The organism is Neobacillus drentensis, from assembly GCF_036965425.1.
GTDB classification, from domain to species: Bacteria; Bacillota; Bacilli; order Bacillales; family Cytobacillaceae; genus Neobacillus; species Neobacillus drentensis_F.
The window spans coordinates 45,849-53,281 of the sequence record NZ_JBALPP010000073.1; the positions used below are offsets into that span (position 1 = coordinate 45,849).

A 7,433-nucleotide genomic window follows, 5' to 3' on the forward strand; every position below is an offset into this window, starting at 1 on the left:
CTGTAAAGGAGGTATAGAGTGAAAACAAGAAAGTGGATGCAATGTTTTGGTGTATTTCTAGCCGTCATTTTCGTTATAAGTGAGCCAGTGTATGCTTTTATTCCTTCTAAAGATCAAATTGTACAACCTGAAAAGGTGGCATCGCAGAAAGACGAAGACCAACCTGCCTTTGACCTCTGGGGAAGAACCTTCTCACGTAAAGAAGCACATGATTTATTGAAAACAGCAAAAGGCCGGGAGCTTTTATCTCCAAAGAATGGCGCTGTAAAAATTGATCAAGCTCTATTACATTTAGGAAAAAAGTCATTTTACGAAGAAACATTTGGAAATGAAGTCTTTTTAACTGATATTCTTGGTGCTTTTAACGGGCCGCTTACGATTGAAAATTTTCAGAAAGCGGTAAAAGGGTTAAACGGAAAGGGCACAACGAATTTACAGGTGGAATTAGCAGAAACCGTAACGATTGGTAGGAAAACATATAAAAAAGGAACAAAAGTGGATACCGGGTTTGATGTGGCGAAAGGTTCGAATGAAGTTCTTGGTTTGCCGATGGTAAGATCAGAGGGAAGATTGAAAGTTGGACTTAGCTGTGCAGCATGCCATGCTACTGTTGACCCCATTAATAAAAAAGTCATAGAGGGGGTTGTTAATACCGATGCTAATTTTGGGCTTCTCCTTGCTTTAGGTACGAACACAACTGCTTATTTTGCACGTACTGAAATTGCCTCTTTAAAGGATTATATTAGGAATTTAGATAAAACGGTTGTAACGAGTGAAGGGAAAAAAGAACCCTTACCGGATCCAAAGGCGTTAGAAGAGGCCGTTGATGATAGTGTAATCAAATGGCCAAAAGGAAACTTTGATATTACCAGTGATTTTATCAGCAATCCGACACAAATCCCGGATTCTTTCACTTTAGGAGACCATCCATACAGTTGGAGCGGGTTTGCCATGGCTGGACCGTTTAAAGGATTAAGCGCCTTAAATAATGCTGTTCACGCCCAAGGCTCTGATTTAACTACGATCGCTGACGCCAGTCGAGCTCTTCTTGGCATCGACAAAGAGGTCTATCTAGGAACCCAGCTGCAAAATTCAGCAAATCGGAAATATCGTTTTGTTCCAAACAAAGGGTTGAAACCCTCCGAATTTTTTGCCCAAGTGGATCCAACCCCAGAGGCTCCAGGTGTATCCAAAGCGATCACATTGCCAACTTATCCAAGATCATCACTTGTTTCTCCCAATGGGCTAATCGTCAGTTCCCCAGGCACAAATGTTGGAGAACAAAACAATGCAATGTCAGCTTTTCAAAATACCTTTGTTCCTCCGAAAGCACCAATTAAGATAACAGATGGGGAAAGGAGATTGGGCCAACAGGTATTCTCACGCGGATCCTGCATAACGTGTCATGCCGGAAGTTTTTATACCAATAATAAAATCATACCTGTAGAAAAAATAGGTACGGAACCGTCTCGCGCGATTGGCTTAAGAAAAGCAGGCGAGTTTTTAACAGAACCACTTATTTACTCACCTGATACACCTGTGCCTGTACCAAAATACGCATTAGTGTTAAAAGTTCCAACGGGGGGATTTGACCCTAATCAAATCAAACTTGCGTTTGGAATTGGAAAGACAAAGGGGGGCTATAAAGTACCTAGTCTTATTGGCCTTTATTGGTCTTCCCCATATCTCCATGACGGAGGTGTAGCGGTTGGAGCAAATGCTAAAAATCAATTAGGAATAGCAGGAACGTTAAATAAAGGTGTTTTACCTGATCCGTATAATAGTTTACGCGCTTTAGTTGACAAAAATTTGAGATCTCAGGTTGTAAAAGTGAATGAATCCACAGAAAGCCTAAGGAAATCAAATGTAACTGGACAAGGGCACGAATATTGGGTAGATGGTTCAACAGGTTTTTCTCAACAAGAACAAGATGCTTTGATAAAGTATTTACTAACATTGAAACAATAAACCTCCTAAAGACAGGCGTCATAATGAATGCCTGTCTTTAAGAGGTTTGAATAAAAAAACCAACACCAAAGAAAATTCATTATGTTTATGACCAGAAGTAATTGCCTATAAAAAATGATGTCAGGTAACGATACAGGACAATGTCCATCCTCCCTACCTGTCACCATTGTGTCTTTCTAAGTTAGCAAGTTCCTCGCTTTTTAACTTCTTATCTGACCAAAGAGCAAGCTGAAGTGTTAACGCATCTTTAAATCTTTTTGGATCATAACCCGTTTCTTTTTCTATTTTGCTTAGCTGATAAATGAGTGTGTTTCGATGAATGTATAGGTCATCAGCAGTTTGCTGGATATTTAAGTTATTTTTAAAAAAGGCCTCTAAAGTATCTGCATATTTTACTAAGGTTTTATTCATGATTCTATTGGTAAACCTTTCACCCCATGCACGATCTATTTTATAAATTAACGCTTTTGGTTCCACTTCGGCAAATGAAATGAAATCCTCTGATTCATCACTAATCTGAAGGGCAAGGTCACAATCAGTATAGGAATGGTTAAACTTGTTCATTGAGATAAAAGAAGTGCTGTATGCAAGTCGGAATTTCAACTTCAGCTTTTTTAAATCAGCGTATAAGTTTTGTCGCTTTTTGTCTGCTGCTTCTTGAGCGAAGCCGGAAAAGGCGATAAACATTCGATTAATATTGATAAAGCCTACAAGGCATTGTTCTTCACCAATTATTCCTTCAATTTTATTAATTAATGCTTGATTCGTGAGCGTGCGATCTGTCATTTGAATCACATGGGTGATAAACGGTGCCTGAAGCTTAAGGTCTATTAGGTTAAGCCACCGATCGATATTGCTGTAGGATGGAGAACTTTTCAAAAGTTCTTCGATAATCATTTCTTTTGTTCGTAGTTTCCACTCCAATTGAGAAGCGATAAATTTCTCTTTAATCATAAGCTCCGTAATCATTTTTACGATGCCGCCTAACTCTTTTATGTCTTCGGGATTTCCAGTAATGCCAATGACACCAAGAATTTTGTCCTGGAATACAATCGGGAGGTTAATGCCGGGCTGGGCTCCTCGCCAAACCCCTTCTTCATTGAAAGGAATAATAAGTGTTTCGCCGCTTTTTAGAACTTCAAGTGCCCCCTCGTGAATATCATCTATCCTAGAAGGATCACATGATGCAATAATAATCCCTTTTTCATTCATAATGTTTATATTTCTATTAAGGCGCAGAGAGGTTTCCAGTACAATGGTTTGGGCAATTTCTCTCGTTAACATCTGTTCCCTCCGAAAAGTTGGTTAAATCGTACAAAAATTTAGATAAATGAATCTCTTTTTTTATATGGTACACACGATGTTTTCTTTTATCAAGCTTAGTATAATAAAAATTAGAAATGAAAACGTTTTCTAAAGAGGGATAAATATGAAAATTGTAATAGCCCCTGACTCTTATAAGGGGAGTTTAAGTGCTGTTGAGGTTGCCAGATCAATAGAAAAAGGCATTCAAAATGCCTTTCCAGATGCCCATACTTTATGCCTTCCTGTTGCAGATGGCGGGGAAGGAACGTTAGATACTTTAGTTGCTGCCACTGACGGACAAAAGATTTCAGTCCTTGTTACCGGACCTTTAGGTCAAAAGGTTGAAGCTGAATATGGCATATTGGGTGATAGAAAGACATGTGTCATTGAAATGGCCAAGGCTTCGGGGATACCGCTAATTTCCCGAGAAGAGCTTAATCCCTTACAAGCGACTACCTTCGGAACTGGAGAGCTAATTAAACAAGCTTTAGATGACGGTTTTACGTCCTTTATTTTAGCACTGGGAGGTTCAGCCACCAATGATGGCGGGGCGGGAATGCTTCAGGCCCTAGGATTATCACTTTTAGATGAACAGGGAAACCAAATTTCCACTGGTGGTGCCGAGCTTGCTAAGATTCGTTCCATTGATTTAAGCGAATTTGACAAAAGAATATCAAATTGCCAGTTTCTAATTGCATCGGATGTTGAAAATCCATTAATTGGCCCGCTGGGAGCATCACATGTGTTTGGTCCACAAAAGGGAGCAACTCCTGAGATGGTACGTATATTAGATGTTTGTCTAACTCAATGGGCAGATGAAGTTGAAAAAGTGACAGGTGTCCATCTACATGACTTACCTGGGGCAGGAGCAGCTGGAGGGATTGGCGGAGCATTTCAAGCCTTTTTCCCTTGTAGAATGAAAAGGGGAATCGATGTGGTTATAGAATACACAGGTCTTCAGGATGCTCTTATTGGAGCAGACCTTGTCATAACAGGAGAGGGCCAAGTGGATTTCCAGACAGCTTCAGGTAAGACTCCGATGGGGGTTGCACAAGCCGCATTATTGAATAATATTCCAACAGTTATTTTAGCCGGTTCAGTAGGAAAGGGAATAGATGTACTTTATCAGTATGGGATTGTAAGCGTTCACAGTATTATAAACAAGCCAATGGAATTAAAAGAAGCCATGGAAACTGCTGGGGAATTGCTGGAAAATGCAGCAGAGCAAGTGATTCGTTCGTTTTTTTATCAACGGAGTAAAATAAAATTTCATACTATTTAAAGAAAATCGCTAGTTTTTAAGATATTAACATTTTTCTAACCCCCAAAATTACCGATATCCTAGAGAGGAGCTACACTGTTATGAAAATTAAAGCAACGCTTGATAGAATTCCCGGCTCAATGATGCTATTTCCACTTCTCATCGGTGCAACACTAAATACGTTATTTCCAGGAACACCTACTTTCTTTGGTTCCTTTACTGGTGCCCTATGGACGGGTGCTCTCCCAATTTTGGCAGTATTCTTTTTCTGTATGGGTACAACTTTAAGCTTTAAAGCCACACCTTATATCATGAAAAAGGGCGGTGTGTTATTACTAACAAAGATTGGCGTGGCTGCAATCGTTGGTATTATTGCTGCAAAGTTTATAGGTAATGGAATGGTTCTTGGCGGGTTGTCTGTACTGGCCATTGTAGCTGCTATGAATGACACAAATGGCGGTATGTACATGGCTCTGATGGGGCAATTTGGTAAACCTGAGGATGCAGGCGCTTATTCGATAATGTCACTTGAATCTGGTCCCTTCCTGACAATGCTTACTTTAGGTGCTGCAGGTCTTGCTGGTTTCCCTTGGCAAGCGATGGTTGGTGCAGTACTTCCACTAGTTCTGGGAATGATTGCCGGTAATTTGGATAAAGATCTTCGTGAGTTTTTTGGAAAAGCTGGTCCAGTTCTCATTCCTTTCTTTGCATTTGGTCTTGGATGTGGTCTTGATTTCAAAAAAGTGGCCGCTTCCGGTTTAACTGGCATCTTGTTAGGCGTCGCTGTAGTAGTTGTTACAGGTACTGCATTATTCTTTGCAGATCGTTTAACAGGAGGAAATGGAATTGCAGGATTATCTGCTGCAACCACTGCTGGAAATGCAGCTGGAGTTCCTGCTGCTGTGGCAGCGGCAAACCCTGCTTATGCTGATGTGGCGGCTTCTGCAACTATAATGGTTGCTGCAAGTGTTATTGTAAGTGCAATTCTATGTCCAATAGTGGTTGCGTGGTATGCAAACAGGCTTCAGAAAAAAGGAAAATTAAACCTGCTAGAGCGACAGGCAAGTTAATTTGTCCTTGTAAATTAATGAAAAATTATGCCCCTGAGAGCTTTCTCAGGGGTTAATATTTAATTGACTGTAGTTATTATCATAATTGTTTGGGGAAATAAAAATTGCATTGTTTTTTCTAAAATGACCTATTAAAAATTTAAAAAATTGAAAGTGAGCGATTTAGATGAAAACAAACCTCTTATATGGCCAAAATGGTCTTGAAGTTGAAGTGTCTGATTCTGCATTTATTGTTGAGCCTAATCATTTACCGGGGTTAGAAAATGATATTGAAGCCCTAAAAGAGGCATTAAAAAATCCAATTGGAGCAGCACCTTTAAAAGAAATGGTGAAAGCCACGGATAAAGTGGCCATTGTTATCAGTGATATTACCAGACCAACACCAAATCATAAAATGGTTCCAGTACTGATTGAAGAACTTAATCATGTTCCAATCGAAAATTTTGTTATTATAAATGGAACAGGTACCCATCGTGACCAAACAAGGGAAGAATTTATTCAAATGCTTGGAGACTGGGTTGTCGATAATGTAAGAATTATCAACAATCAATGTCATGATAAAGAAACGTTACGGAATGTTGGAAAAAGTAAGTTTGGTTGTGATGTATATTTAAATAAAGAATATGTTGAAGCTGATTTTCGCATTGTAACAGGCTTTATCGAACCACACTTTTTTGCCGGATTTTCTGGAGGACCAAAGGGGATTATGCCAGGCATTGCTGGTATTGAAACGATTATGACCTTCCACAATGCAAGAATGATTGGGGATGCTCGTTCAACCTGGGGAAATATGCAGGATAACCCTGTTCAAGAGATGACGCGTGAAATCAATCGTATGTGTAAACCGGATTTCATGTTAAATGTTACATTAAATAGAGAAAAGGAAATCACATCTGTTTTTGCTGGTGAATTATATGAAGCCCATGACAAAGGATGTGAATTTGTAAAAAAACATGCCATGATCAAGTGTGAGGATCGATTTGATGTCGTTATTACATCCAATTCCGGTTACCCTCTTGACCAAAACCTTTATCAAGCCGTTAAGGGGATGAGCGCGGCACATAAGATTGTTAAACAAGGCGGAACGATTATTGTCGCTTCTGAATGCTCGGATGGACTTCCAAGCCATGGGAATTATTCAAAGATTTTTGAACTTGCGGATAGCCCTCAAGCTTTATTGGATCTAATCAATGATTCGAATTTTAAGATGTTCGATCAATGGCAGGTTCAGAAACAAGCGGTAACGCAAGTATGGGCAGATGTCTATGTATACTCCATGCTCACAGATGAACAAGTTCAAGGTGCCATGTTAAAACCTACTCATAATATTGAACAAACTTTAGAGGAATTGAAACAGACTTACGGGGAAAAAATGTCGATTGCCGTTTTACCATTAGGTCCATTAACGATTCCTTATGTGGAAGAATAATTCATCTATAAAAAAATAGACCCGAAATTGCCGCCAGAATTAGGTGAATTTATCCGGGAGATTGTTAATTCGCTTGATCTGAAAAATAAAAATGAAAGTGTCTCTAAACAAAGCCTTCTGCCGGAAGAAATGGTTGAATCTGTCCTACAGTTATTCAAAAAAATGACCGATGCGGATGCGGATTGTTACGTTGCTATTTCCAATATAAGAGATTATAATTTACCTAGATTAATAAGCTAAAAAGACACGAGACTGGTAAATCAGGTAGGATCTAGAGCTGCAAATTTTTATATTTGTAGTCTTGGATCCTTTTTTACTATATAGGTTAGGAGAAGTTTATTTTGTCAAGTTTAAACGGTCAATTCATCTTATCCATTATCATTATTTCACTAGGTTATAT

5 protein-coding genes are annotated in these 7,433 nt (G+C 39.2%); 4 read left to right on the top strand and 1 reads right to left on the bottom strand.

All coding sequences use genetic code 11. The annotated features are described in order from the left end of the window. Positions 1-36 precede the first annotated feature (36 nt). On the top strand, positions 37-1,968 hold the full coding sequence (locus tag V7161_RS18305) for an electron transport protein (RefSeq protein ID WP_420491641.1): 1,932 nt from the start codon (positions 37-39) through the stop codon (positions 1,966-1,968). 153 nt (positions 1,969-2,121) lie between these two features. On the opposite strand, the gene V7161_RS18310 is transcribed toward V7161_RS18305, so the two are convergent. Continuing rightward, positions 2,122-3,252: a CdaR family transcriptional regulator gene (locus V7161_RS18310; RefSeq protein ID WP_335714384.1), complete on the bottom strand. Its 1,131-nt coding sequence runs from the start codon at positions 3,250-3,252 to the stop codon at positions 2,122-2,124. 145 nt (positions 3,253-3,397) lie between these two features. Between V7161_RS18310 and V7161_RS18315 the strand changes: the two genes are divergently transcribed. From V7161_RS18315 to larA, 3 genes are all read left to right on the top strand, one after another. Then, positions 3,398-4,555, top strand: coding sequence for a glycerate kinase (locus V7161_RS18315; protein ID WP_335714385.1), 1,158 nt, complete (start codon positions 3,398-3,400; stop codon positions 4,553-4,555). An 80-nt stretch (positions 4,556-4,635) separates the two neighbouring features. Then, positions 4,636-5,604 (top strand): 2-keto-3-deoxygluconate permease, encoded by a 969-nt coding sequence (locus V7161_RS18320; protein WP_335714386.1) that lies wholly within the window; start codon positions 4,636-4,638, stop codon positions 5,602-5,604. Positions 5,605-5,770: 166 nt separating this feature from the next. Continuing rightward, entirely contained in the window at positions 5,771-7,033 is a 1,263-nt protein-coding gene (gene larA, locus V7161_RS18325) for a nickel-dependent lactate racemase (protein WP_335714387.1), read from the top strand. The last annotated feature ends 400 nt before the right edge of the window (positions 7,034-7,433 follow it).